At 66.5% G+C, this 23,271-nt stretch carries 23 protein-coding genes; 13 read left to right on the top strand and 10 right to left on the bottom strand.

Going from position 1 to position 23,271, the window contains the following annotated elements; all coding sequences use genetic code 11:
• Positions 1-61: 61 nt before the first annotated feature.
• Both ACFQXB_RS04280 and lipA read left to right on the top strand, forming a co-directional pair.
• Entirely contained in the window at positions 62-1,000 is a 939-nt protein-coding gene (locus ACFQXB_RS04280) for a hydrogen peroxide-inducible genes activator (protein ID WP_377399656.1), read from the top strand.
• 67 nt (positions 1,001-1,067) lie between these two features.
• Positions 1,068-2,018: a lipoyl synthase gene (gene lipA / locus ACFQXB_RS04285; protein WP_377399659.1), complete on the top strand. Its 951-nt coding sequence runs from the start codon at positions 1,068-1,070 to the stop codon at positions 2,016-2,018.
• Between the two features lie 430 nt (positions 2,019-2,448).
• On the opposite strand, the gene ACFQXB_RS04290 is transcribed toward lipA, so the two are convergent.
• The 4 genes from ACFQXB_RS04290 to hpt form a co-directional block, all read right to left on the bottom strand.
• Entirely contained in the window at positions 2,449-3,375 is a 927-nt protein-coding gene (locus ACFQXB_RS04290) for a c-type cytochrome (protein ID WP_377399662.1), read from the bottom strand.
• 6 nt (positions 3,376-3,381) lie between these two features.
• Positions 3,382-3,837 (bottom strand): c-type cytochrome, encoded by a 456-nt coding sequence (locus ACFQXB_RS04295; protein ID WP_377399665.1) that lies wholly within the window; start codon positions 3,835-3,837, stop codon positions 3,382-3,384.
• Between the two features lie 162 nt (positions 3,838-3,999).
• Entirely contained in the window at positions 4,000-4,188 is a 189-nt protein-coding gene (locus ACFQXB_RS04300) for a hypothetical protein (protein ID WP_377399668.1), read from the bottom strand.
• Positions 4,185-4,724, bottom strand: coding sequence for a hypoxanthine phosphoribosyltransferase (hpt, locus tag ACFQXB_RS04305; protein ID WP_377399671.1), 540 nt, complete (start codon positions 4,722-4,724; stop codon positions 4,185-4,187). The genes ACFQXB_RS04300 and hpt overlap by 4 nt, the downstream gene beginning before the upstream one ends.
• 69 nt (positions 4,725-4,793) lie before the next feature.
• Between hpt and ACFQXB_RS04310 the strand changes: the two genes are divergently transcribed.
• Positions 4,794-5,255, top strand: coding sequence for a type II toxin-antitoxin system RatA family toxin (locus tag ACFQXB_RS04310; protein ID WP_377399674.1), 462 nt, complete (start codon positions 4,794-4,796; stop codon positions 5,253-5,255).
• Here the strand turns inward: ACFQXB_RS04310 and ACFQXB_RS04315 are convergent.
• Genes ACFQXB_RS04315 through ACFQXB_RS04325 form a run of 3 tightly spaced genes read right to left on the bottom strand, consistent with a single transcriptional unit; the run spans position 5,228 to position 7,346 of the window.
• The gene (locus ACFQXB_RS04315; RefSeq protein WP_377399677.1) at positions 5,228-5,725 is read right to left on the bottom strand and encodes a CinA family protein; all 498 of its coding nucleotides are present in this window, start codon (positions 5,723-5,725) and stop codon (positions 5,228-5,230) included. The two genes, ACFQXB_RS04310 and ACFQXB_RS04315, sit on opposite strands and share 28 nt — an antisense overlap.
• Positions 5,722-6,216 carry a phosphatidylglycerophosphatase A family protein gene (locus ACFQXB_RS04320; RefSeq protein WP_377399680.1) on the bottom strand — a complete coding sequence of 165 codons (495 nt, stop codon included), beginning with the start codon at positions 6,214-6,216 and terminating at the stop codon, positions 5,722-5,724. Before ACFQXB_RS04320 ends, ACFQXB_RS04315 begins: the two co-directional genes overlap by 4 nt.
• Positions 6,213-7,346 (bottom strand): bifunctional 2-C-methyl-D-erythritol 4-phosphate cytidylyltransferase/2-C-methyl-D-erythritol 2,4-cyclodiphosphate synthase, encoded by a 1,134-nt coding sequence (locus ACFQXB_RS04325; protein ID WP_377399683.1) that lies wholly within the window; start codon positions 7,344-7,346, stop codon positions 6,213-6,215. Before ACFQXB_RS04325 ends, ACFQXB_RS04320 begins: the two co-directional genes overlap by 4 nt.
• Before the next feature lie 208 nt (positions 7,347-7,554).
• On the opposite strand from ACFQXB_RS04325, the gene dusB reads away from it, so the two are divergent.
• From dusB to hflX, 9 genes are all read left to right on the top strand, one after another.
• On the top strand, positions 7,555-8,517 hold the full coding sequence (gene dusB, locus ACFQXB_RS04330; protein WP_377400716.1) for a tRNA dihydrouridine synthase DusB: 963 nt from the start codon (positions 7,555-7,557) through the stop codon (positions 8,515-8,517).
• Positions 8,514-9,596: a two-component system sensor histidine kinase NtrB gene (locus ACFQXB_RS04335; protein ID WP_377399686.1), complete on the top strand. Its 1,083-nt coding sequence runs from the start codon at positions 8,514-8,516 to the stop codon at positions 9,594-9,596. The genes dusB and ACFQXB_RS04335 overlap by 4 nt, the downstream gene beginning before the upstream one ends.
• On the top strand, positions 9,596-10,960 hold the full coding sequence (locus ACFQXB_RS04340; RefSeq protein ID WP_377399689.1) for a response regulator: 1,365 nt from the start codon (positions 9,596-9,598) through the stop codon (positions 10,958-10,960). Before ACFQXB_RS04335 ends, ACFQXB_RS04340 begins: the two co-directional genes overlap by 1 nt.
• A gap of 99 nt (positions 10,961-11,059) precedes the next feature.
• Positions 11,060-13,315, top strand: a complete 2,256-nt coding sequence (locus ACFQXB_RS04345; protein ID WP_377400719.1) for a sensor histidine kinase NtrY-like — start codon at positions 11,060-11,062, stop codon at positions 13,313-13,315.
• Between the two features lie 9 nt (positions 13,316-13,324).
• Entirely contained in the window at positions 13,325-14,716 is a 1,392-nt protein-coding gene (ntrX, locus tag ACFQXB_RS04350; protein WP_377399692.1) for a nitrogen assimilation response regulator NtrX, read from the top strand.
• A gap of 72 nt (positions 14,717-14,788) precedes the next feature.
• Positions 14,789-16,165 (top strand): Trk system potassium transporter TrkA, encoded by a 1,377-nt coding sequence (gene trkA, locus ACFQXB_RS04355; RefSeq protein WP_377399695.1) that lies wholly within the window; start codon positions 14,789-14,791, stop codon positions 16,163-16,165.
• Positions 16,166-16,167: 2 nt separating this feature from the next.
• Positions 16,168-17,682, top strand: a complete 1,515-nt coding sequence (locus ACFQXB_RS04360; RefSeq protein ID WP_377399698.1) for a TrkH family potassium uptake protein — start codon at positions 16,168-16,170, stop codon at positions 17,680-17,682.
• Positions 17,683-17,830: 148 nt separating this feature from the next.
• Positions 17,831-18,064 (top strand): RNA chaperone Hfq, encoded by a 234-nt coding sequence (gene hfq / locus ACFQXB_RS04365; protein WP_377399701.1) that lies wholly within the window; start codon positions 17,831-17,833, stop codon positions 18,062-18,064.
• A gap of 32 nt (positions 18,065-18,096) precedes the next feature.
• Positions 18,097-19,347 carry a GTPase HflX gene (gene hflX, locus ACFQXB_RS04370; protein WP_377399704.1) on the top strand — a complete coding sequence of 417 codons (1,251 nt, stop codon included), beginning with the start codon at positions 18,097-18,099 and terminating at the stop codon, positions 19,345-19,347.
• Positions 19,348-19,355: 8 nt separating this feature from the next.
• On the opposite strand, the gene ACFQXB_RS04375 is transcribed toward hflX, so the two are convergent.
• The 3 genes from ACFQXB_RS04375 to ACFQXB_RS04385 all read right to left on the bottom strand — a co-directional run bounded on the left by ACFQXB_RS04375 (position 19,356) and on the right by ACFQXB_RS04385 (position 20,623).
• The gene (locus tag ACFQXB_RS04375) at positions 19,356-19,697 is read right to left on the bottom strand and encodes an SPW repeat domain-containing protein (RefSeq protein ID WP_377399707.1); all 342 of its coding nucleotides are present in this window, start codon (positions 19,695-19,697) and stop codon (positions 19,356-19,358) included.
• 199 nt (positions 19,698-19,896) lie between these two features.
• On the bottom strand, positions 19,897-20,382 hold the full coding sequence (bfr, locus tag ACFQXB_RS04380; protein ID WP_377399710.1) for a bacterioferritin: 486 nt from the start codon (positions 20,380-20,382) through the stop codon (positions 19,897-19,899).
• Positions 20,330-20,623, bottom strand: a complete 294-nt coding sequence (locus tag ACFQXB_RS04385) for a (2Fe-2S)-binding protein (RefSeq protein WP_377399713.1) — start codon at positions 20,621-20,623, stop codon at positions 20,330-20,332. Before ACFQXB_RS04385 ends, bfr begins: the two co-directional genes overlap by 53 nt.
• Before the next feature lie 184 nt (positions 20,624-20,807).
• Here ACFQXB_RS04385 and ACFQXB_RS04390 point away from each other — a divergent pair, with 184 nt between their 5' ends.
• Positions 20,808-23,168 (top strand): Tex family protein, encoded by a 2,361-nt coding sequence (locus ACFQXB_RS04390; protein ID WP_377399716.1) that lies wholly within the window; start codon positions 20,808-20,810, stop codon positions 23,166-23,168.
• The last annotated feature ends 103 nt before the right edge of the window (positions 23,169-23,271 follow it).

Raw genomic sequence — 23,271 nt, forward strand, 5'->3', positions numbered from 1 at the left:
ATGCCCCTGCTTTAGAATAAATATAAATCGTATTTTCTTACGGGAACGATAAGTTGGTCTTATGAGGGTGACGCTCAAGCAACTGGCCTATTTTCAGGCACTGGCCGAGGAAGGCAACTTTGGTCGTGCTGCCGCACGGATGCATGTGACGCAGCCGGCGCTGTCGATGCAGATCAAGGAACTGGAGCTGACCCTGAATGCAAACCTGGTCGAGCGGCGTCCGCGCGACATCCGGCTGACCCGCGTGGGGCGGGAAGTTCTGGCGCGCGCCGGCCGCATCCTGTCGGAAACCCACGAACTCGAAGCCGCCGCACGGCGGCAGGGGCTTCTCGGGCGGCTGAACCTGGGTGTGATCCCCACGGTCGCGCCCTATCTTCTGCCGCTGGTACTGACGGGGCTGCGGGGCGCGGATCTGACCCGTGACCTGCGCGTGCGCGAAGCCCAGACGGGCCAGTTGCTTGCGGCGTTGGATGCGGGCCAACTTGACGCGGTGATCATCGCGCGCCCTGCGGATGCGCCCGACCGCACGATCCTGCCGCTGTTTCAGGACCGGTTCCTGCTTGCCGGGTCGGCCACGCGTCTGCGCGGGCTTGCGGGGGTGAGCGAGCATCTGCGCCCTGTGACGCTTGATCCCGAACAGCTGTTGCTGCTGGACGAAGGGCATTGCCTTGCCGATCAGGCGCTTGAGGTCTGCGCGCTGGATCGCCGGCAGACGCGGATCGATCTTGGCGCCTCGTCGCTGTCGACGCTGTGCGGGCTGGTTGCCCAGGGCTTCGGCCTGACCTTCCTGCCCGAAATCGCCCTGCGCTCGGAAGAGGCGGCGGCGCCCGAAATGCGGGTTCTGCGCTTTGCTGCGCCCGAGCCCGCCCGTGAGATCGTCATCGTGCGCCGCGCGGCCACCACCGACGACGGCTGGTTCGCGGCATTGGCCGAGGTGGTGCGAACCGCCGCCGCCGAACTGCTGGACCATGCGCAGAGGGTCTGCCCGCCCCCCGCCTGAGCGATGTTGCCCTTCCGCATCGAAGGGCTTATGGTCAGTGACAGCCCGCAACCATGGGGGAAAACCCTTGCGCGATCTCAAGATACCCGACCAGCGCCACCCGGAAAAGGCGCATCGCCCGGTCAGCGAACAGCCCAAGAAGCCGTCCTGGATTCGCGTCAAGGCGCCGGTATCCGAGGGTTACAAGAAGACGCGCGACATCATGCGCGAAAACCGCCTTGTCACCGTCTGCGAAGAGGCTGGCTGCCCGAATGTCGGCGAATGCTGGGGCCAGGGTCACGCCACCATGATGATCATGGGCGAGATCTGCACCCGTGGCTGCACCTTCTGCAACGTGGCCACCGGCAAGCCGCAGACGCTTGATGCCTTCGAGCCGGGGCGCGTGGCCCATGCGGTGGCAAAGCTGGGGCTGAACCACGTCGTTGTGACCTCGGTGGACCGTGATGACCTTGAAGATGGCGGGGCAGAGCATTTTGCCCAGACGATCCGTGCCATCCGCCACCGGTCGCCCGACACGACGATCGAGGTGCTGACGCCGGACTTCCTCAAATGCGATCCCGCCGTGCTGGAAATCGTGGTGGCGGCGCGGCCGGATGTGTTCAACCACAATCTCGAAACCGTTCCCGGGCTTTACCCCGAGGTGCGGCCGGGTGCGCGCTATTTCCATTCACTGCGCCTCTTGCAACGCGTGAAAGAGCTTGATCCCACCATGTTCACCAAATCCGGCATCATGGTCGGCCTTGGCGAGGACAGGCAGTCGGTGCTGCAGGTGATGGATGACATGCGCGCCGCCGATGTCGATTTTCTGACCATTGGCCAGTATCTGCAACCGACGCCACGCCATCACCGGGTCGATCGTTTTGTTACCCCCGAGGAATTCAAGGGCTACGAACGCGCTGCTTATGGCAAGGGATTCCTGATGGTGTCGGCCACGCCCCTGACGCGGTCGAGCTATCATGCCGGTGACGATTTCGCCCGGCTTCGCGCGGCGCGGCTGGCGAAGCTCGGCACCGCCTGAGGCCGGGGGCGGCAGGCCGCGATCGCCCGGCTTTCGCAGACGGGCGTCACACCATCGTTGTCATCGGCGGAGACCAACCGGCGGCTGTGCTTTGCGGTGACGCCGCCTGGACAGGGTGCAGGTCCGGTTGGCTGCGGCGCCAACGGGTGCCCGGGAACTCTCGGCGCCGTCAATGGGATCGCTCGCAGCCCTGAGGCATCGCGGCATGGGCCGGGGCACCAGGGGCGCGAAGGGCAACGTCCGGGCCCCGTGGGATCTTCCTCGGGTCGGGAGCATTGCTGCCGCAGAACCGGCGCTTCCGGCACTGCTGCACACAGTCCGTTCTTGGGTCGCGCGCGACCCTGACGTTGGCGCGTGCCTTTGACGGGGAGCCAGGGAAACCGGCGCTGGCGGGCACACAAGGCGCCGGGACGCTGCGCAGGCGCTCACCTCACTGCACCGGCCTCACCTTCTGCAGATAGGCCGCGATGGCCGCGCGATCGCTTTCGGGAAGCCGCGCGAGGTTGTGGATCACATCGGTCATGCTGCCTCCGGCGCTGTCGAAATCCGGGGTGAGCCCATAGGTGAAATAGGCCACAAGGTCTTCCTCGGACCACCGCAGCAGGGCGGGGCTGATGTTCGGGATGCGCCCCTCGCCCGAAGGATTGGGGGCGCCTGCGAACCAGCGGCTCCGATCAAGTCCGCCCAGCGCGGTGCGTGGCGTGTGGCATTCGCCGCAATGGGCCAGCCCCTCGGCCAGATAGCGGCCGCGCTTCTCCTGGGGCGACAGCGCGTCGGTGACGACCCAGCCTTCATCATGGGCCACAAATCGCTTCCAGAGTCCGATGCCGGGGCGGAAGGCGAAGGGCATGGCAAGATCATGCCCCTCGTTCGGGCGATTGCTGGCGGGCAATGTGGCCATGAAGGCATGCAGATCGACCAGATCCTGCGGCGTCATGCGCGCATAGCTGGCATAGGGGAAGGCGGGGTAATAGTGCCGGCCGTCCGGTGCGACCCCGCGCAGAACCGCATTGCCCAGATCCTGCACTGTCCAGCCGCCGATCCCGTAGACCGGGTCCGACGATATGTTGGGCGCCACGAAGGTTCCGAAATCCGAAACGAACTGACGCCCTCCGGTCAGGATCAGCCGCGCGTCGCCCTCGGCGCCTTCTTCCGCGTGGCAGGAGGCGCAGCCCGAGGCCCAGAAGACAGTCTCGCCCCGCGCCGCGTCGCCGGTCAGGCCTGCGAAGTGATCATCGGGCAGGGGCACCGGGCGGGCGACCCAAAGCGCGGTGGCGCCAAGGATCAGCCCCAGAACGATCAGCGCCTGGATCAGCCGCAGCAGCCGCCACGGCCGCCGTTTGCGTTTGAAATCCACGCGGAATTACTCCGGCGCGCGGAAGGGCCGGTGACAGGCGCCACAGGCGCCCGAGAGGTTGCCGATCTCGCCCTGCAGCGCGGCAAGGTCGCGGCCGGCGGCGGCCTCCATCTGCCCGGCCGCCAGGCGCAGGCCCTCGAACCGCGCCGCGAAGTCTTCGGGATTCTCCCAGATCGCGGGAAGCGCGCGCGTTCCGGCAAGGTTGGCGCTGTCGGTCCCTTCGGGCCACAGCCCCGATTGATCGCGCGCCGCGACCTCCGAGATCGCCCGCGCGGCCTGGTCGGCGGCCCCGGCATCGTAGGGGGCCGTGCCGCGCGCCATGTTGCCCAGCACCGCAAGATGATCCTGAAGTTCCTTGAACTGCGCCTTGCGGGCTACAACCTCGGGTGGCAGATCCTGCGCGGCAACCGGGCCGGCCAGGGCAAGGGCGGCAAACAGGGACAGGCTGCAAAGGCACTTCATGGCACTTCCTTTCTGGCGCTTTCGGGCCCGGTGAGGGCGGGAACACGGGGAAACGCTAGCACCTCGGGCGCTGAAGGGCAAACCCGGGGGCGGATCTCTGCTGCTTCACAAACCCGTCACCGCCGCCATCGCCGGTTGTGGCGCCGCACCGGGCAGCCGCGCTCAGGGCGTGAACCGCCGCGCGCCGCCGCTGGGGTTCGGCACGGTCAGCCATTCGGGCCAGCCCCAGATCAGTTCCAGCCCCGCGATGAACAGACAGAAGGCGATGATGCCCAGCACCAGCTTCACCCGCTTGGCCGAGGGCGGGTTCCGGGCCCAGCGCGCGGCGCGCAGAAGCCAGATCAGGTTCATTCCAGAAACCTTACCTTGCCGATGAAGGGCAGGTTGCGGTTGCGCTGGGCAAAGTCGATGCCATAGCCCACGACGAATTCATCGGGGATGGTAAAGCCGGTCCAGGTGGCGCGCATGTCCACCTCGCGCCGCGACGGCTTGTCCAGCAGGGCGCAGACCTCAAGGCGCGCCGGCTCGCGGCTTTGCAACAGCGCCACCACATGCTTGAGCGTGAAGCCGGTATCCACGATATCCTCGACCACCAGCACATCGCGGCCGGCGATTTCGCCGCGCAGGTCTTTCAGGATCCGGACCTCGCGGCTGGAACTCATCGCGTCGCCATAGCTCGAGGCTTCGAGGAAATCGACCTCGACCGGCAGGTCAAGTTCGCGCACCAGATCGGCGATGAACACGAACGACCCCCGCAGAAGCCCCACGACGACCAGCTTGTCGGTGCCGCTGAAATGCGCCGTGATCTCGGCTGCCAGTGCCTCGACCCGCGCCGCAATCGCCTTGGCCGAGATCATCTGATCTATGACATAAGGTCTCGTTGACATATCCGCCCCTTGATTTCGCAGCCGCATCATACGAGAACGCGGGCCACCTTGAACAGTCCCGGGGGCCTCATGCCGACCCATACCGAAAAGCGCAAGCTGCCCTATTCCGCGCAAGAGATGTACGACCTGGTGGCGGATGTCGCGCGCTATCCGCAGTTTCTGCCCTGGAACTCGGCGGCGCGGATCCGGTCGCGGACGCCGATCGAGGGTGGAGAGGTGATGGAGGCCGACCTAGTCATCTCGTTCAAGGTGTTCCGCGAACGTTTCGGCAGCCGCGTCACCCTTTGGCCCGGGCGCAAGCGAATCGACACCGAATATCTGGACGGGCCGTTCAAATACATGAAGAGCCATTGGCAGTTCGCCGATATCGAGGGCGGCTGCGAAGTGGAGTTCTTCGTGGATTTCGAATTTCGCAATGCCATCCTTCAGGGCATTATCGGCGTTGTCTTCAACGATGCGATGCAGCGGATCGTGCGCGCCTTCGAGCGTCGCGCGGTGGCACTTTACGGCGCCCGCCCGCCCCTGGCCTGACCGTCATCGAGGGCGCCGGCAAGAAGGGTCAGCGCCTCCTGGCAGGCAGCCTGCCGCACCAGCGCGCGACCCCTTGCGCCGTATTCCACGGTCAATGTCCGGGTCGGGCCGTCGTGGCGGGCAAGGCCAAAGCAGACGCGGCCTTCGGGTTTGTGCTCCGACCCGCCCGGCCCGGCGATGCCGGTGATCGACACGGCAAGATCGGCCTGCGAATGGCGCAGCGCGCCCTCGGCCATTTCCCGTGCCACCTCTTCGGACACTGCGCCATGGGCGGCAAGCGTTGCACTGGCCACGCCCAGAAGCTCCTGCTTGGCGGCGTTGGAATAGGTGACAAAGCCGCGCTCGAACACGTCGGAAGATCCCGGCACTTCGGTCAGCGCGGCGGAGACCATTCCGCCGGTGCAGCTTTCGGCCGTTGCGATACGCAGCCCAAGGCTGCGCGCGCGGTCCAGAAGCGCCGCCACCGTCATCGCATCAGCACCCCATGCGACAGAAGCGCCGCGGCCATGACCACAAGCGCCGCAAGCATGCCCGCGATCACGTCGTCCAGCATCACCCCCATCGGCCCCTTGCGGCGGTCCGCCCAGCCGACGGGGCCGGGTTTCCAGATGTCGAACAGCCGGAACATGACAAAGGCGCCGATCCAGCCGGGATAGGGAAAGATCCACGGGTCGGCGCCGATATGCCACATTCCGAACGACAGCGGCCACAGCGCGATCCATTGGCCGACAACCTCATCCACCACGATCTCGGACGGGTCGTGATCGGCCTTGCCCCGGGTCTCGCGTTCGGTGGCCCACCAGCCGAGACCGAACAGCCCGACCGTTGCGAGGGCAAGCAGCGGAAACCCGCCCGCGACATGCAGCAGATAGGCCAGGGCGATCGCCGCGGCCGATCCCCATGTGCCGGGCCCGGGCCGCAGATAGCCGATGCCGAACAGGGTGGCGATCAGGCGGCTCATGCCGATACCAGGGTGGCGGTGGCGATGGCGGCGATGCCTTCCTCGCGCCCGGTAAAGCCAAGGCGTTCGCTGGTCGTTGCCTTGACGCTGACCCGGTCGATGCCAATCCCGAGGATCGCCGCCAGTGCGGCGCGCATCGCCTCGGCATGGGGGCCGACCTTGGGCTGTTCGCAGATCAGGGTGACATCGGCATTGGCGATGCGAAAGCCGCGCGCCGCCGCGCGCCCCGCGGCATGGCGCAGGAAGATGTGGCTTTCGGCGCCTTTCCACTGCGGATCGCTGGGCGGGAAATGCTGACCGATATCGCCTTCGGCCAGGGCGCCATAGATCGCATCGGTCAGGGCATGCATCCCCACATCGGCGTCCGAATGGCCCTGAAGCCCGCGCGGATGCGGCACCTTCACCCCGCACAGCCATACGCCGTCGCCGGGGCCGAAGCGGTGCACGTCAAACCCGTTGCCCAGCCGGATATCCATCGCATGCTCCTTCACCAGTCGCGCCGCCCGCGCGAAATCGGCGGGCAGCGTGATCTTGAGATTGTCTTCCTCGCCCTCGACGATCGTCACGTCAAGCCCCGCGGCCCGGGCGATGGCCACATCATCGGCGGCCTCGCCCGGATGGGCGCGATAGGCCGCAAGGATCGCATCGAAATGAAAGCCCTGCGGCGTCTGCGCCCGCCAGAGCCCGTCACGCGGCACGACCCCTGCCACGCGGCCCTCCTCGCCACGCCAGAGCGCATCGGTCACCGGCACGGCCGGGGCAGCGGCTGGGCCGTTTTCAAGTGCCGCGCGCACGCGGCCGACCACGCGGGCGGAAACAAGCGGACGGGCGCCATCATGGATCAGCACATGGCAGGGCGGATCGGACACCAGCGACTCGAGCGCATTGCGCACCGACTGGCTGCGCGTGGCTCCGCCTGGGACGATCTGCACCCCCTCGGCAAGGCCGGCGGCACGGGCGCGATCCTCGGGGTGCAGGACCAGAACGATCCGTCCGACACCGGCGCGCCGAAAGGCCGCAATGCTGTGGGCGACCACCGGCTGGCCGGCAAGCTCCTGCCACTGCTTGGGAATCTCTCCTCCGGCGCGGGTGCCGCGGCCTGCGGCAAGAATGATGGCGGTGACGGTCATGGGCTGTCCTCTGGCGCCCGATCTGTCTAGAAGATGCGAATGTCAGAGACAATGCTGCCGCAAAGATCACAGGGAGCGCCCAAATTTTGAGCAGGCGCGGTTTTCGCACGCGATCCTGCGATGAGCGGCGTTGCCAATCCCGAGGGAACAGCCTACCCACTGAGGCAAGCGCACAAGGATTAATCAGTTGTCCATTAAGCTGGCAGAGATGACGCTGACGCCGCCGGTTTTTCTGGCGCCCCTCGCGGGAATCACCGATCTGCCGTTCCGCACCCTGGTGGCGGGGTTCGGGGCGGGGCTGGTGGTGTCGGAAATGGTCGCAAGCCAGGAATTGGTGACGGCCCGGCCTTCAGCCAAGGCGCGGGCCCGGCTCGAGCTTGGTCTTGGCTGCGCGCGCACCGCCGTGCAGCTTGCCGGGCGCGAACCGCACTGGATGGCCGAGGCCGCGCGGATGGCCGAGGCGCAGGGGGCCCGGCTCATCGACATCAACATGGGCTGCCCGGCCAAGAAGGTGGTGAACGGCTATTCCGGATCGGCGCTTCTGCGTGATCTTGACCATGCGCTGCGGCTGATCGATGCGGTGGTGGGCGCGGTGAAGGTGCCGGTGACACTCAAGACCCGGCTTGGCTGGGACGACGATCTGATGAACGCGCCCGACCTTGCCGTCCGGGCCGAGGCCGCCGGCGCGCAGATGATCACCATCCACGGCCGCACTCGCTGCCAGTTCTACAAGGGTCGCGCCGACTGGGCCGCGATCCGCCGGGTGAAAGAGGCCGTGAAGATCCCGGTTGTGGCGAATGGCGATATCACCGACAGCCGCGCCGCCGGCCGGGCGCTGGCGCTTTCGGGGGCGGATGGCGTGATGATCGGGCGTGGCGCGCAGGGGCGGCCCTGGCTTCTGGCGCAGGTGGGGGCGGATCTTTTCAGCTCAGCCCGTCCGCAGGTGCCGGAAGGCGCGGCGCTTGGCGATCTTGTCGCCGGGCATTACGAGGCGATGCTGTCCTTCTATGGTGCCGATCTGGGCCTTCGCACCGCGCGCAAGCATCTGGGCTGGTATTGCGATGCGGCCGGAACGGCGTCGGCCCTGCGGCAGGAGTTGCTGACCCTGGCCGATCCCGCGGCGGTGCTGCGCCGCCTGCCATGTGCCTTTGACGAAAGGCTTGCGGCATGAACGCGGTGCCGATCCCTGGCGTCATCTGGACATCGCTGCCGATCCCGGCCTTCCTGATCGACGGCGATGACCGGCTGTTCGAGATCAATCCCGCGGCCGAGCTGTTCCTGAACGCCTCGTCGCGCACCCTTGCGGGGCAGCCGGCCTTCGACCGGATTCTGGTGGATGCGCAAATGACCGAGGCGGTGGCGCGGGTGCGCATCAACCAGTCGGCGCTGTTCATCAACGATGTCGATGTCGGAACTTTCGAAAAGGCCCCGGTGCTGTGCAACATCCAGATCGCCCCGATCAGCGATTCCCCGCGCAACGTGCTGCTGTTGATCACGCCGCGCGAAATTGCGGGGCGGTTGGGCCGGGCCTCATCCGTCAAGTCGGCGGCAAAATCGGCGATCGGCATGGCCGAGATGCTCGCCCATGAAATCAAGAACCCGCTGGCCGGCATTTCGGGCGCCGCACAGCTTCTGTCGATGGGCCTTTCCAGCAGCGACCGGGAACTGACCGACCTGATCGTCGAGGAAACGCGGCGGATCGTGAAGCTGTTGGAGCAGGTCGAGCAGTTCGGCAACCTGCGCCCGCCGGATTGCCGCGCGGTCAACATCCACGACATGCTGGACCGGGCGCGCCGCTCGGCCCGGATGGGGTTTGCGGCGCGTATGCAGATCGTCGAGGATTACGATCCCTCGCTGCCGCCGACCTGGGCCGATGCCGATCAGTTGCTGCAGGTGTTTCTCAACCTGCTCAAGAACGCCTCCGAGGCCGCCGGCCCCGAGGGGGGCACGATCCGGCTGCGCACCTTCTACGACATCTCGCTGCGGATGCGGCAGAAGGACGGCACCGGGCGCGCCCTGCCGCTGACGGTCGAGATCATCGACGACGGCCCGGGCATCCCGCCGGAAATCGCGGCCAACATCTTCGAACCTTTCGTTTCCGGGCGCGAAAATGGCACGGGGCTGGGCCTCGCGCTGGTGTCCAAGATCATTTCCGACCACGACGGATGGATCGCGGTGGATTCGGTGCCCGGGCGCACCGTCTTCCGCGTCTCCTTGCCGCTGGTGCCCAAAGAGAAGGAGTCTGAGTGATGGACGGAACGGTACTTGTCGCTGATGACGACCGCACGATCCGTACGGTGCTGACGCAGGCCCTGACGCGCGCCGGTTGCAAGGTGCACGCCACCTCAAGCCTGATGACGCTGATGCGCTGGGTGGAAGAGGGCAAGGGCGACCTGGTGATTTCCGACGTCATCATGCCCGATGGCAACGGGCTGGAAATGCTGCCGAAGATCAGCGATGTGCGCCCGGGCCTGCCGGTGATCGTGATCTCGGCGCAGAACACGATCATGACCGCGATCCAGGCCGCCGAGGCCGAGGCCTATGACTATCTGCCCAAGCCCTTCGATCTGCCGGATCTGATGAAGCGGGCCGCGCGGGCGCTTGAAACCAAGCGCCGCGCCGCGCCGCGCAAGACCGAGATGCGCGAAGCCGGCGATGACCTGCCGCTGGTGGGGCGGACGGCGGCGATGCAGGCGCTCTATCGGCTGGTGGCGCGGGTGATGAATACCGATATCCCCGTGCTGGTCACCGGCGAAAGCGGCACCGGGAAATCGCTGATCGCCCGCGCGATCCACGATTTTTCCGACCGGCGCAGCCTGCCCTTCGTGGTGGCAGCGGCGGCGGATCTGGCGGGGGCTGACGGTCCGGCGCAGCTGCTGGCCAAGGCCCGGGGCGGGAGCCTGGTGTTCGACGAGGTCGCCGATTACGACGAAGAGGCACAGGCCCGGATCGTGCGGATGCTGGACACGATGGGCGACAACGCGCCGCGGATCATGGCGACCTCGCAGGCCGATCTGATGCGGCGGATGGAGGCGGGGCAGTTCCGCCAGGATCTGTTCTACCGGCTGGGCGGGGTGGCGATCACCGTGCCTTCGCTGCGCGAACGGGTCGATGACATTCCGCTGCTGGCCGAGCATTTCCTGGCCCGGGCCGAACGCGACACTGGGACGCTGCGCCGGTTTGCACCCGCGGCAATGGATCTCATCCGCGCCTACAGCTGGCCGGGGAACGTGCGGCAGCTTGAAAACACCATCCGCCGTCTGGTCGTGACCAGCCCGGAAGAGGAAATCACCCGTCCCGAGGTCGAGGCCGTTCTGGGCAACCAGCCGGCAATGGAGCCCCTGCGCGGCGGCGGCGAGGGCGAAAAGCTCTCGGCCTCGGTGGCGCGGCATCTCAAGCGGTATTTCGATCTGCACGGCGGGCAGTTGCCGCCCCCGGGCCTCTATACCCGGATCCTGCGCGAGGTAGAGCTTCCGCTGATCGAGATCGCGCTGGATGCCACCGCCGGCAATCAGGCCAAATGCGCCGATCTGCTTGGCATCAACCGCAATACGCTGCGCAAGAAGATTACCGACCTCGATATTCGCGTGACACGCCGCCGCAAGTTGATGTAAAACCGCAACATAAGGCGTGGCAAATCGGCGTCAGCCGGTTGAGGATCACCCGATATGGCGGTCGGTCGCGACAGCGACCCAATACTGAGGGCAGTGCCGGTGCAACGGGCCGGACGAAGTGCGACATGGGAACGGCTGGCGCGGCTTCGGCGGCAGCGGCGCGTCCAGAACACGGTGACCCTTGGAGTCGTGCTTCTGGGGCCGGTTCTGGCATTGACCACGCTGATGGCGCTGGGTCCGTTCGGGCAGGGCGTGTCCTCTCCGGCGTTGCGGATGATCATCCTGGCCGACCTGATCTATGCGCTGCTGGTGGCGGCGCTGGTCATGGCGCGCGTGGCACGGATGATCGCGGATCGGCGCAGCCGCTCGGCAGGATCGCGTCTGCACCTGCGGCTGACCGGCGTCTTTGCCAGCGTGGCCCTTGTGCCGACCGTGCTTGTGGCGATCTTTGCCGGGCTGACCATCAATGTCGGGCTCGAGGGGTGGTTTTCGGACCGGGTGCGGCAGGTGGTGGGCAATTCGCTTGCCGCGGCCCAGGCCTATGAGGGCGAACACCGGCGCGATCTGACGCAGGATACCTATGCGTTGGCGGGATATCTGAACGTCGCGCAGCGCACCACCAGCTTCCTGTCTGATGGCGATCTGCGTCAACTGCTGACCCAGGGGCAGACGCAGATCCAGCGCGGCCTGCGCGAGGCCTTCGTGATCGACGGTGCCGGCGAGATCCGCGCCCGCGGCGAACGCTCTTATCTGTTCGGATATGAACGCCCCGGTCAGGACGATATCGCCCGCGCCGATGCGGGCGAACTGGTCATCATCGACGACTGGGACGCAAGCGAGTTCCGGGCGCTGCTGAAGCTGGGCGAATTCGTGGACCGCTATCTTTTCGTGTCCCGCACGGTCGATGGTTCGATCCTCAGCCTGCTGGACGAAACCCAGGAAACCGTGCGGCTTTATCAGCAGCTTGAACGCGAACGCGGCCGGCTCGTGTTCGAATTCGGCCTGCTGTATCTGGGTTTCGCCGTGATCCTGATCCTTGCCGCGGTCTGGCTGGGGCTCTGGTTTGCGGAACGGCTGGCCCGTCCGGTGGGCCGCCTTGCCGCCGCGGCCGAGCGGGTGGGCGAAGGCGACCTGAACCAGCGGGTGATCGAGGAAAAGGGCGATGATGAAATTGCCACCTTGGGCCGGGTGTTCAACCAGATGACGCGGCAGCTTGCCCGCCAGCGCGAGGCGCTGCTGGAAAACACCCGTCAGATCGAGGGGCGCCGGCGGCTGTTCGATTCCGTCCTGTCCTCGGTCACGGCGGGGGTGATCGGGCTGGATGCGGCGGGGCGGATCGAATTCGTCAACCGCTCGGCCTTGCGGATCCTCGATCTTGCCGACGCGGCCGAGGGGCGGTTGCTGGCCGAAGCGGTCCCCGAATTCGCGCCGCTGTTCCAGAGACTGACCGAAAGCGGGGCAGCCGCAGCACAGGAAGAACTGCGCCTTGCACGCAGCGGGCGGCTTGAGAACCTGCTGGTGCGCATGGCGGAACGGCGCGGCAACGGCACAGGCCCCGAAGGCTATGTGATTGCCTTTGACGACGTTACCGATCTGGTCAGTGCGCAGCGCATGGCCGCCTGGGGGGATGTTGCGCGCCGCATCGCCCATGAGATCAAGAACCCGCTGACGCCGATCCAGCTGTCGGCCGAACGGATCAAGCGCAAGTTCCGCGGCCAGCTGGGCGATCAGGCCGCCGATCTGGAGCAGTATACCGATGTCATCATCCGCCAGACCAACGATCTGCGGCGGATCGTGGACGAATTCTCCAAATTCGCGCGGATGCCTGAACCCGACCGGCGCAGCCACGACATCGTGCGGCTGGTGCGTGACGCGGTGGTCCTGCAGGAGGGCGCGCTGGGCGCGGCGCGGCTGACGGCAAGCCTGCCGGCCGATCCGGTGGTGGTGGACGTGGATGGCACCATGATGTCGCAGGCGCTGACCAATCTGATCAAGAACGCGGGCGAGGCGATCGAAAGCCTTTATGAGCAGGGCGCGCCTGCAGGCCATCAGCCGGAGGTGCGCGTCACCTTCAAGGAGGACGAGGATCATCTGCTGATCCAGGTCTGCGACAACGGGATCGGCCTGCCGGAAGATCGTGCCCGGCTGTTCGAGCCCTATGTGACGACGCGCGAAAAGGGCACGGGGCTCGGGCTCGCCATCGTGCGCAAGATCATCGAGGAACACGGCGGCACATTGCAGCTGCTGGATGCGCCGATCTATGGCGGCAGCGACCGGCCCGGGGCAATGGCCGAGATCCGCCTGCCGCGGCTGCGCCGGGACCGGCGCGACAGGAATATGACGAACACGGTTTAGAGGTGAGGCATGGGTGACATTCTGATTGTGGATGACGAACGCGACATTCGCGAGCTTATCGGCGATATCCTGCGCGACGAAGGCTATGCCACCCGGCTTGCCGCGAATTCCGACGAATGCATGGCGGCCATCAACGCCGAGGCACCGGCGCTGATGGTGCTGGACATCTGGCTGAAGGACAGCCGGATGGACGGGATCGACATTCTCAAGACGGTCAAGCGCGACAATCCCGATGTGCCGGTGGTCATCATCTCGGGCCATGGCAATATCGAGATCGCGGTCGCCGCGATCAAGCAGGGCGCCTATGACTTCATCGAAAAGCCCTTCAACATCGATCAGTTGCTGGTGGTGATCCGGCGCGCGATGGAAACGTCGCGACTGCGGCGCGAAAACTCGGACCTGCGTCGCCGCGATGTGACCAGCGCCGAGATGGTCGGATCCTCGGCGGCGTTCAAGTCCCTGCGCATGCAGCTTGACAAGGTGACGAAATCGAACGGGCGGGTGATGCTGACCGGGCCTTCGGGCAGCGGCAAGGAAGTGGCAGCACGCTATATCCATGCCCATTCGGCCCGGGCGGCGGCGCCGTTCATCACCGTGTCTTCCGCCTCGGTCGAGCCCGAGCGGATGGAAGAGGTCCTGTTCGGCCGCGAGTCGCCCGAACGCGGGGTCGAGCCGGGTCTGCTGGAGCAGGCCCATGGCGGGGTGATCTATTTCGACGAGGTGGCCGACATGCCCCTTGGCACCCAGTCCAAGATCCTGCGGGTTCTGGTGGATCAGACCTTCACCCGCGTCGGCGGGTCTGACCGCGTGCGCGTGGATCTGCGGGTGATTTCCTCGACCACGCGCGACCTTGCGGCCGAGATCGCCGCCGGCCGCGTCCGGCAAGAACTGTACGACCGGCTGAACGTGGTGCCCGTGGCCGTGCCCTCGCTGGAAGAGCGGCGCGAGGATATCCCGGAACTGGCGCGGCATTTCATCGAGTATTTCAACAAGACCCAGGGCCTGCCGCTGCGCCCGCTGTCCTCCGAGGCGCAGGCGGTCTTGCAGACGATGACCTGGCCGGGCAATGTGCGCCAGCTGCGCAACGTGATCGAACGGGCGCTGATCCTCGGCGAGGGCACCGGCCCGATCGAGCCGCGCGACCTTCCGGGCCAGGAAGACGGGGGCGGCGACGGGCGCATCGTGCTGGCCGGAGGGTTGGCCACGCTGCCGCTGCGCGAGGCGCGCGAATTGTTCGAACGCGAATATCTTCTGACCCAGATCAACCGCTTTGGCGGCAACATCAGCCGCACCGCCACCTTCGTCGGCATGGAACGTTCGGCGCTGCACCGCAAGCTCAAGTCGCTGGGCGTCGCGAACGGCAAGGGTATGGCGCGGATGTTGCTGACGGAAGACGAGTGAGCGCCGATTGACCCTCTCGTGCGCATCTGCGATGCAGGGCCGGCAAGCTGGCCCGCAGAGGGAGGACGTTGAATGAAGGTCATCATCTGTGGGGCCGGGCAGGTCGGATGGCAGATCGCCCGACAGCTTTCGGGCGAAAAGAACGCGGTCACCGTGGTGGACAGCAATGCCGATCTGGTGCGGCGCGCCACCGACACGCTGGACGTGCAGGGCGTGACCGGCTTTGCCAGCCATCCCGATGTGCTGGAACGGGCCGGGGCGCGCGATGCCGACATGATCATCGCCGCGACCTATTCGGACGAGGTGAACATGGTCACCTGCCAGGTGGCCCATTCCGTCTTTGACATCACCCGCAAGATCGCGCGCATCCGGTCGCAAAGCTATCTGGAAGCCATCTATGCCGATCTGTTCCGGCGTGAACATCTGCCGATCGACGTGGTCATCAGCCCCGAGCGCGAGGTGGCCGAGGCGGCGCTGCAACGGCTGGCGGCGCCGGCGGCCTTTGACACAGAAAGCTTCATGGGCGGGCGGGCGCAGCTTCTGGGCATCGCGCTGGACGAGGATTGCCCGGTACTGAACACGCCGCTGCGTCAGCTGAACGATCTGTTCTCGACGCTGCGCGCGATCGTGGTGGGCGTGCGCCGCGAGGATCGGCTGTTTGCACCGGAGTCGGGCGACCAGCTGTTCGCCGGCGATCAGATCTATGTCTTTACCGATACCGAGGACGTGAACCGCACGCTCGAGATCTTCGGCAAGACCACCAAGAAGCAGGAGCGTATCGTCATCATCGGCGGCGGCAACGTCGGGCTCGCGGTGGCGCAGGCGCTGGAGCGGCGCACCAACCGTGTGCGCGTCAAGATGATCGAGAAGGACCGCGCCCGCGCCGAACGCGCCGCCGATGCGCTGGAACGGACCATCGTGCTGAACGGCGACGGCATGGACATCGACCTGCTGATGGAGGCCAATATCGAGCGCGCGGATGCGGTGCTTGTCGTGACCGATGACGACAAGACCAACATGCTGGCCTCGGTGCGGGCGAAATCGGCGGGGTGCCCGATGGCGATTGCGCTGGTCAATGATCCGACGCTGGTGCCGCTGATGGCGCCGCTGGACATCGATGCCTATATCAACCCCCGCGCCACCACCGTATCGTCGATCCTGCGCCACATCCGCCATGGGCGGGTGCGCGCGATCTATTCGATCGGCGATGCCGAGGCCGAGGTGATCGAGGCGCAGGTGCTTTCCACCTCGCCGATCGCGGGCCGCGACATCCGCGATATCGATTTCCCCGAAGGGGTTCTCGTGGGCGCTGTCCTGCGCGAGCGCAAGCTGATCAAGCCGACCGGCGGCACCCGGATCCAGGAGGGCGACATCATCGCCCTGTTCGCCATGGCCGCCGACATCCCCGAGGTGGAGCGCCTGCTGCAGGTCTCCATCGACTATTTCTAGCCATGGCACGACTTCTGGACCTTCCGCTTCTGGTCATCCTCATGGGGCTGGGCGCGCTGGCGATGCTGGTGCCGGCGCTGCACGGCTTCATGGTCAGCGATTATCGCAGCGCGCGGGCGTTCTTCTATTCGGCGGCGCTGTTTTCCTTGCTGACGGTGATGATCGGCATCGCCACTGCGCAGTATCAGCCACGCAACTTTGCCCGCAGCCATCTTGCGGCGCTGCTCTCGGCCTATCTGGTGCTGCCGGTCATGCTGGCGGTCCCGTTCCACGAGGCGGTGCGCGATACCACCTTCCTGAATGCCTGGTTCGAGATGGTCTCGAGCTTCACGACCACCGGCGCCACGCTTTTTGACACTCCGGGCCGGCTGGCGCCCAGCGTGCATCTGTGGCGTGCGCTGGTGGGATGGTTCGGCGGCGCGTTCATCCTGCTTGCGGCGCTGGCGATCCTGGCACCGCTGAACCTGGGCGGGTTCGAGGTGGCGACGGGCGCTGCCGCGGGGCGGGGGGCGGTCGGAACCACCCAGATCACCCGCATCGCCGATCCCGCGGAACGTCTGATCCGCTACAGCCGCGTGCTGTTTCCTGTCTATGGCGCGATGACGCTCGTGCTCTGGATCGCGCTGCTGATCGCGGGCGAAACCCCGCTTGTCGCAGCCTGTCACGCAATGTCCACGCTGGCGACCAGCGGCATTTCTCCCGTGGGCGGGCTTGAACGGGCGCAGGCCGGCATCGCCGGCGAGGCCCTGATCCTTCTGGCGCTGCTGCCGGCGCTGTCGCGGCGGGCTTGGCCAGCCGCGCCGCTGGTCGGGCAGCACCCGCTGCGCCGCGATCCCGAGGTGCGGATCGGCCTGTTCATCCTGCTGCTGGCGCCGACGGTGCTGTTCCTGCGCCACTGGTTCGGCGCCATCGACACAGCCGAGCCTGACGACCTGCCCTTTGCGCTTCGTGCGGCCTGGGGCAGCATCTTCACGACGCTTTCGTTTCTCAGCACGAACGGCTTCGTCTCGGCCGACTGGGCCGAGGCGCGGGTCTGGTCCGGGCTGCGCGCGCCGGGCCTGATCCTGCTGGGGCTTGCCGTGGTGGGGGGCGGCGTTGCGACGACGGCCGGCGGGGTCAAGCTGCTGCGCGTCTATGCGCTGGGCCGTCATGCACAGCGCGAGATGGAGCGTCTGATCCATCCTGCCTCGATCGGCGGCGCCGGTCCGCAGGAACGCCGGCTGCGCCGCGAGGGGGCGCAGGCGGCCTGGGTGTTCTTCATGCTGTTTGCCGCGTCGATCAGCATCGTCGTCGCGGCGCTGGCCCTCACCGGGCTGACCTTCGAGCCCGCGCTGATCCTGACCATCGCCGCGCTCTCGACAACCGGGCCGCTTGCCGCGGTTGCCGGGGATGCGCCGCTGATCTATGCGGCGCTGTCCGGCCCTGCCAAGGCGGTGCTGGCGGGGGCGATGGTGCTGGGCCGGCTGGAAGCGCTGGCCATCATCGCGCTCTTTGCGCCGGTGACCTGGCGCAACTGACTGCGCAGCGCACAGGGATTTGATTTGGGGCTGGAATCTCTTGCCAAGGGGCTTCATACTTGCGGTGTCTGTCCAAGGACAGCAACGGGCGAGGGAAACCCCGGGGCATGAACCAGGCGACCGAAGGCACAACAAAAAGGCGAAGCAAATGGCCTCAGACAAGCAAAACTTGCAGGATGCATTCCTGAACCACGTCCGCAAGGCGAAGATTCCCGTGACCATCTTCCTGATCAACGGGGTCAAGCTGCAGGGCGTGATCACATGGTTCGACAATTTCTGCGTGCTCTTGCGCCGTGACGGGCAGTCGCAACTGGTCTACAAGCACGCGATCTCGACGATCATGCCGGGACAACCCATCAGCCTGTATGAGGCCGAAGACTGACCGAAGATCCGCATATCACGCAGAAGGGCGCCATGCGCGCGCTGGTTCTGCATCCCGAAATCAAGTCCGACCGTGACCGGCGCCTGGCCGAACACGCGCTGGGCGAGGCCGTGTCGCTTGCGCTTGCGCTGCCCGACCTCGAGGTCGTGGGCGCCGAGATCGTGCGCCTGCCGACGGTTCATCCCGGCAAGCTGTTCGGTTCGGGCAAGCTGCAGGAACTCAAGGAGCGGATCGAGGCGCTTGAGGTCGGGCTGGTGCTGATCGACGGGCCGGTCTCTCCGGTGCAGCAGCGCAACCTGGAAAAGGAATGGGGCGTCAAGCTTCTGGACCGGACCGGGCTGATCCTGGAAATCTTTGCCGATCGCGCGCGCACCCGGGAAGGGGTTCTGCAGGTCGAACTCGCGGCCCTGTCCTATCAGCGCACCCGGCTGGTGCGGGCCTGGACCCACCTTGAACGGCAGCGGGGCGGGCTTGGCTTTGTCGGTGGCCCGGGCGAAACGCAGATCGAGGCCGACCGTCGTGCGATCGACGAGGCGGTCACCCGGATCCGCCGCCAGCTGTCCAGGGTGGTGAAAACTCGCGAGCTGCACCGCGCGGCCCGCAAGAAGGTTCCGTTCCCGGTGGTGGCGCTGGTGGGCTATACCAACGCCGGCAAATCGACGCTGTTCAACCGCATGACCGGGGCCGAGGTTCTGGCCAAGGACATGCTGTTTGCCACGCTTGATCCGACGATGCGCGGCGTTGCGCTGCCCTCGGGGCGCAAGGTGATCCTGTCCGATACGGTGGGCTTCATCTCCGACCTTCCGACGCAGCTTGTCGCGGCCTTCCGGGCGACACTGGAGGAGGTGCTCGAGGCCGATCTGATCCTGCATGTGCGCGATATCTCGCATCCCGAAACAGCCGAACAGGCGCGGGATGTGGCCGCGATCCTTGCCGAACTGGGGGTGCGCGACAGCGTTCCGCAGATCGAGGTCTGGAACAAGCTGGATCTGGTCGAGGGCGAGGCGCGCGTCGCGCTTGAGGGGCAGGCTGCGCGGTCGGACGATATCTTCGCGATCTCGGCCCTGACCGGCGAGGGGGTCGAGGCGCTTCTGGCCGCGATTTCCGCCGCGCTCGAAGAGGAAAAGTTCCCGCGCGATCTGCATCTGCCCTTTGCCGAGGGCCGCAAGCGTGCCTGGCTGCACGAGCAGGGCGTGGTCGAAAGCGAAACCGAGGATGAGAGCGGGCACAGGCTCTCCCTGCGCTGGACGGCGCGTCAGGAAAAGAGGTTCCGCGACCTGTAGGACCTGGCCTAGGCCCGGCGCGTCAGCGCCGGGACAGCCAGTGACAGCAGGCCGAAGGCCAGATGCGGCCAAAGGATGTGATCCGCAAATCCGAAAACCCAAGGCGAGGCGATCAGCGCAGTGCCGGTGGCGACATCCAGGGCAAGATGCGCCCGTATCGGGATCAGCGGGACGGCGCCCCGCTCATAGCGTGTCAGCAGGCTGTAGATCAGGATGAAGGCCCCTGCCGCCACGGCCACCCATTGTGCCGCGCTGCCATCCGCGAACCCCAGAAGCCATGGCGCCGAAATCAACATAGCAGCCGACAGATAATCAAGCAGTCCATGCAGGCGGATGGGGATGATCTGCATCGCGTGTTCCTGCGGTTGGGTCTGGCTTGAGGGCGGAGCGGGGAAGGGACACCCCTCCGCAGGATGTCTGCCCATCTGCGGGGCGGGCATCTGTGGGGGGAATTCGGGATGTGGTCCGCGGCCGACGATGGACGCGCGCCCAGCCTGATTGAACGGCGCGCCAAAGGCCAGGGCCCCCGGCGCGCACGCGGTTCTTCGCTTATTCCGCTTCGTCGGCGGGCAGCGCGTTCAGCAGGCCATAACGCTCGTCACCCAGCTTTTCCTGCAGGTCGATCTGCGTCTCGAGGAAATCGATGTGACCCTCTTCATCGGCGATCAGTTCTTCGAACAGCATCTTCGAGACATAGTCGCCGACCTTCTCGCAATGGTCGCGCGCCTCGATATAGAGCGTGCGGGCGTCGTGTTCGGCGGCAAGATCCGAATCCAGCGTTTCGCGCAGCGTCTGGCCGATGCGCAGCGGATCCAGCTTTTGCAGATTGGGATGGCCCTCAAGGAAGATGATCCGCTGGATCAGCTTGTCGGCGTGGTGCATTTCCTCGATGCTCTCGGCGCGGGACTTCCGCGCGAGGCGACCATAACCCCAGTCTTCCTGCAGACGGTAGTGCAGCCAGTACTGGCTGACGGCGGTCAGTTCACTGCGCAGAGCCGCGTTCAGATATTCGATAACCTGCGGATCGCCCTTCATTTCTTCTTTCCTGTGCTGACGCGCGGCGCAAGCCGCGGAGGTTCATGGGTACCTCCAAGCTGTCACATTTGCGCATCGTGTCAAGGAAGAGCGGCAAACAACCGCCGCAATCGGCGCGTTTGCCGAGGGCGCGATAGATCTTGCCCGGCGTGATGATCGTCTCCGGGTCCGAGGCGCGCATCCAGTCCACGGCGGCGCGGATTTCGTGATCGCTGATCGACATGCAGTGGCAGATCATCATGGCCGGGAACCTCGAATGCTGAGCAGGGCCAATGTTGAGTGTTTCGCTTGGGCTGTCAATCCCGATCAATTTTCTTGGATAATCACGAAGACGTCATTCCCCCGGCCTCCGGCACTTGGCGGCGCCGCGCCGCGACGATACTGTGGCCGCCCTGCCAGACGCAAATCACAGTCAGAGAGCCCGGATGACCCCAGACCCGCAGCGCCGCATTCCCGCCCTTATCGCCTCGGAAATCCAGGCCCGGCCCGATCAGGTCGCGGCGGCCATCGCGCTTCTGGACGGAGGCGCCACCGTGCCCTTCGTGGCGCGCTATCGCAAGGAGGTGACGGGCGGGCTGGACGACACGCAGTTGCGCACGCTCTCGGACCGGCTGGCCTATCTGCGCGAACTCGAGGCGCGGCGCGAGGCAGTGCTGGGCTCGATCCGCGAGCAGGGCAAGCTGACCGAGGCATTGGAAAAGGCGGTCGCGGGTGCCGTCACCAAGGCCGAGCTTGAGGATATCTATCTGCCCTACAAGCCCAAGCGCCGCACCCGGGCGATGATCGCGCGTGAAAACGGGCTTGGCCCGCTGGCCGAGGCGATCCTGGCGAACCGCGGCGCCGATCCGCAGCAGCTTGCGGCCGGGTTCCTGTCTGATGCGGTGCCTGACGCGAAGGCGGCGCTGGAGGGCGCGCGCGACATCATCGCCGAGGGGCTGGCCGAGAATGCCGAGCTTCTGGGCCAACTGCGGGCGCATATGAAGCAGCACGCCGTTCTGAAGGCGACGCTCGTCCCGGGGAAAGAGACCGAAGGCGCCAAGTTCTCGGACTACTTCGCCCATTCCGAACGCTGGTCCGGCGTGCCCAGCCACCGCGCGCTGGCCATGCTGCGCGGTCGCAACGAGGGCATTCTGACGCTTGATCTGGAGGTCGATCCCGAGGCCGCCGCAGGGCAGAGCCCAGCCGAGCGGATGGTGCGGGCGGCGTTGGAGGTCGCGGGCAAGGGGCCGGGCGATCAGTGGCTGTCCGAGGTCGCGGGCTGGACATGGCGCGTCAAGCTGCGCCTGTCGCTTGGCCTTGATCTGATGGGCGATCTGCGCGACCGCGCCGAGGCCGAGGCGATCCGCGTCTTTGCCCGCAACCTCAAGGATCTCTTGCTGGCCGCGCCCGCAGGCAGCCGCGCCACGATGGGGCTGGATCCCGGGATCCGCACCGGCGTGAAGGTGGCGGTCGTGGATGCGACCGGCAAGCTCCTGGCCACCAGCACCGTCTATCCGTTCCAGCCGAAGAACGATCTGCGCGGCGCGCAGACCGAACTCGCATCGCTGATCCGCCGTCATGGGGTGGAACTGATTGCCATCGGCAATGGCACCGCCAGCCGCGAGACCGAGAAGATGGTCGCGGACCTGCTGGCCGCGCTGCCGGCGCCGAAGCCCACCAAGGTGATCGTCTCCGAGGCCGGCGCCTCGGTCTATTCGGCCTCGTCGCTTGCCGCGGCCGAGTTCCCGGCCCTTGACGTGTCGCTGCGTGGCGCGGTGTCGATCGCGCGCCGGCTGCAGGACCCGCTCGCCGAACTGGTGAAGATCGAGCCGAAGTCGATCGGGGTGGGCCAGTATCAGCATGACGTCGATCAGTATCGGCTGGGCAAGGCGCTTGAGGCGGTCGTCGAGGATGCGGTGAACGCGGTGGGCGTGGATCTCAACACCGCTTCGGCGCCGCTTCTGGCGCGGGTGTCGGGGCTGGGGCCGTCGCTGGCCGAGGCGATCGTGGCCCATCGCGATGCGGTGGGGGCCTTTGCCACCCGCAAGGATCTTCTGACGGTGCCGCGGCTGGGCAAGCGCACCTATGAACAATGCGCGGGCTTCCTGCGTATCCCCAACGGCGCCGAGCCCCTGGATGCCTCGGCCGTGCATCCCGAAGCCTATGGGCTGGCACGGCGCATCGTGAAGGCCTGTGGGCGCGACCTGCGCAGCCTGATGGCCGATCCCGCGCGGCTGCGCGCGGTCGAGCCCGAGGCCTTCGTCGACGATCAGTTCGGCCTTCCGACGGTGCGCGACATTCTGGCCGAGCTGGAGAAACCCGGCCGCGATCCGCGCCCCAGCTTCCGCACCGCGACCTTTGCCGAGGGGATCGAGGACATCAAGGATCTGCGTCCCGGCATGCGGCTGGAAGGCACGGTCACCAATGTCGCGGCCTTTGGCGCCTTCGTGGATATCGGGGTGCATCAGGACGGGCTTGTGCATGTCTCGCAGCTGGCCGACCGGTTCGTGAAGGATCCGCATGAGGTGGTGAAGGCCGGCGATGTGGTCTCGGTGCGCGTGGTCGAGGTGGATGTGGCGCGCAAACGCATCGGCCTGACGATGCGCAAGGATGCCGAACCAGCCGCCACGGGCCGCCCCGATCAGCGCAGCGCGGGCGCGGCGCAGCGAGGTCCGCAGAAAGGCGGCAAACCGTCCCCTGCGGGGCGCGGGCCGGGGGCGGCGCATGCCCCGGAGCGCAAGGGTCCGAGCTCGGATCCGACCGGAGCCCTGGGCGCCGCACTTCTGGATGCGCTGCGCCGCCGTTAGCCCCGGCCGGAGGGGCCTGGATGGCGAGTTGGTCGACCAGGAACGTTCCGATCCATCCAGGTGCCCCTGCGTCCGGACATGCTGCCTTCTTCTCGGCCCGCGC

This window comes from Halodurantibacterium daqingense (genome assembly GCF_042666235.1).
Classification (GTDB): domain Bacteria; phylum Pseudomonadota; class Alphaproteobacteria; order Rhodobacterales; family Rhodobacteraceae; genus Halodurantibacterium; species Halodurantibacterium daqingensis.